General features: G+C 69.3%; 3 protein-coding genes. All 3 read right to left on the reverse strand.

Going from position 1 to position 2,758, the window contains the following annotated elements:
* A partial coding sequence (gene uvrA / locus VIB55_RS20395; protein ID WP_331878511.1) for an excinuclease ABC subunit UvrA occupies positions 1-2,070 on the reverse strand: 2,070 nt, incomplete at its 3' end.
* A gap of 136 nt (positions 2,071-2,206) precedes the next feature.
* Positions 2,207-2,587, reverse strand: coding sequence for a helix-turn-helix transcriptional regulator (locus VIB55_RS20400; RefSeq protein ID WP_331878512.1), 381 nt, complete (start codon positions 2,585-2,587; stop codon positions 2,207-2,209).
* Between the two features lie 6 nt (positions 2,588-2,593).
* On the reverse strand, positions 2,594-2,758 hold a 165-nt coding region (locus VIB55_RS20405), incomplete at its 5' end, for a type II toxin-antitoxin system RelE/ParE family toxin (protein ID WP_331878513.1).

Raw genomic sequence — 2,758 nt, forward strand, 5'->3', positions numbered from 1 at the left:
GTCCAGCAGCTCCAGCCCGTCGATGCCGTCGTGAAGGCCGGCCACCGTCTTGGCGCGGTAGAAGCGGCGGCCAAGCACGTTCCACAGGATGTCGTTGATCAGCGTGGACTTGCCCGATCCCGACACCCCCGTCACCGCCACGAAGCAGCCGAGGGGAATGCGCACGTTTAGCTCGCGCAGGTTGTGCTCGCGCGCGCCGCGGATGACCAGTTCGCGCCCCGGCGCCGGCTGGCGCCGCTCGGCGGGGATCTCGATGCGCCGCTCGCCGCGCAGGTAGGCGCCCGTCAGCGACTCGGGGGCGGCCGTGATGTCGTCCACCGTCCCCTTGGCCACCACCCGCCCGCCGTGCCGCCCCGCGCGGGGGCCCAGATCCAGCACGTAGTCGGCGGCGCGGATGGTCTCTTCATCGTGCTCCACCACCAGCACGGTGTTCCCCAGGTCGCGGAGCGCCTGGAGCGTTTCCAGCAGCCGCTCGTTGTCGCGCTGGTGCAGGCCGATGGAGGGCTCATCCAGAATGTACAGCACGCCCACCAGCCGCGAGCCGATCTGCGTAGCGAGCCGAATGCGCTGCGCCTCGCCCCCCGAAAGCGTCTCGGCCGAGCGCCCGAGAGTCAGGTACTCCAGGCCGACGTTCACCAGGAAGGAAAGCCGCTCGCGCACCTCCTTGAGGATGGGACCCGCGATGTCGCGCTGCAGGTGGGGAAGCGCATCCACCTCGTCGAAGAACTCCAGCGCCTCCGAGACGGGGCGCGCCACCACGTCGCCCATCGACCGGCCGCCCACGGTGACGGCCAGGCTTTCTGGCCGCAGCCGCGCGCCGTGGCAGGTGCCGCAGGGCAGGGTGCTCATGTACTCTTCCAGCGTCTCGCGCACGGAGTCGCTGGTGCTGTCCTGGTAGCGCTGCTCCACGTCGCGGATGATGCCGGCCCACTTGATCTTCTTCGGGGCGGCCCCCTTCGCCCCCGACGCCACCTTCGCCGCCGGGCCCGCCTTGCCGTCCACGCCGAACATCAGCACCCGGCGCACCTCGTCGGGCAGCTCCTGCCAGGGCGCGTTCAGGTCGAAGCCCATCGCCCCGGCCAGCCCCTCGAGAATGGTGCCGCGAAGGTGCCCGCGCGGCACCCCCCAGGGGAGCACCACGCCTTCCAGGATGGAAAGCGACTTGTCGGCCAGAACCAGGTCGGGGTTGGGCTCCTTCCGGGTGCCCAGCCCGCCGCACGCCGGGCAGGCGCCGTAGGGGGAGTTGAAGGAGAACTGGCGCGGCTCCAGCTCGGGGATGTTGATGCCGCACTCGGCGCAGGCGTAGTGCTCGCTGAACAGTTCCGGCTGCGGATCCACCGCGCCGGGCGTGTGCGCCACCACCTGGACGACGCCCTCGGCCGCGCGCAGCGCCTGCTCCACGGCGTCGGCGATGCGGGCGCGGTTGTCGGGCTCCACCGCCACCTTGCGCTCCACGAAGATGGAGATGTCGTGGTTGGCGCGGCGGTTGAGTACGGGGGGCTCCTCCAGGCGGTGCACCTCGCCGTCGGTGCGGCCGTGGGTGAAGCCCTTGCGCCGCATCTCCTCAAACAGGTCGCGGAACTCGCCCTTGCGGCCGCGCACGATGGGAGCCAGCACCTCCAGCCAGGTGCCCTCGGGCAGCTCCACCAGCCGCTCCACGATCTGCGTGGCGCTCTGCCGGGCGACGGGCTTGCCGCAGCTGGGGCAGTGGGGGGTGCCCACGCGCGCCCACAGCAGCCGCAGGTAGTCGTACACCTCGGTGACGGTGCCCACCGTGGAGCGGGGGTTCCGGCCGGCCGTCTTCTGCTCGATGGAGATGGCGGGGGAAAGGCCCTCGATGGAGTCGACGTCGGGCTTTTCCATCATGCCCAGGAACTGCCGGGCGTAGGCCGACAGCGACTCCACGTAGCGCCGCTGCCCCTCGGCGTAGATGGTGTCGAAGGCCAGCGACGACTTGCCGCTCCCGCTCAAGCCCGTGATCACGGTCAGCTTGTCGCGGGGGATCTCGACGTCGACGTTCTGGAGGTTGTGCTCGCGCGCACCGCGGACGATCAGGTTTTCTTCTGCCATCCAGACAAGTTACCGCCCGGGGGGCCGCGCTTCAACTCTCGGGGTGCACTTTTCGGGAGGTGCGGTAAGTACGGTTGGCGATCGGATGAGAGGAGGGGCGGCCCCGCCGCGGGTCCGCCCCTCCTGGTATGCCCACTCACGCCGCCGTGGCTTTGGGCGTACTTGCCCGGCGCGTTTCGGTTCTCACCGTGATGGCAGCAGGGTGCGCTCCCTCGCGCTTGGGCCGGATGACGATCTGAACTTCGCGGTCCAGGCGATTGAGGAAGACGAACAGCCGCTCGAGCGAGAACCGGTCCAGCCGCCGCCGCACGAGATCGGAGACGGTCGGCTGCGTCGTGTCCAGCAGCACCGCCGCATCCTTCTGAGTCAGCTTTCGCCGCCGGATGAGCGAGACGATGTGATGGACCAACTCGGATTTCGCGAGCAGCTCGTCCGCATCCGGCAGGTCGAGATCCGCGAAGACATTGCCCGACCCGGGAGTGTAGTCTACGTGCGCCTCGGACTCGTCCGTCATCATCCCTCCTCACTCGCGATCGGGGAACAACCGGGCGTGCAGCTGCCGAGCCGCTACGAGTCGCCCCTTGATCAATTCGATGTCTTTACGGGCGGTCGCGATCCCACGCTTGCTCTTCTTCTGGAACGCGTGGAGAACGTACACCGCGCCTTGGAAACGGACTGTGTAGACGGC

Origin of the sequence: Longimicrobium sp., assembly GCF_036554565.1 — a bacterium.
In the GTDB taxonomy this organism is placed as follows: domain Bacteria; phylum Gemmatimonadota; class Gemmatimonadetes; order Longimicrobiales; family Longimicrobiaceae; genus Longimicrobium.

What these genes read in the sequence shown, in the direction of transcription:
- VIB55_RS20400 (WP_331878512.1), bottom strand. Translation starts at nt 2,587, where the DNA reads ATGATGACGGACGAGTCCGAGGCGCACGTAGACTACACTCCCGGGTCG.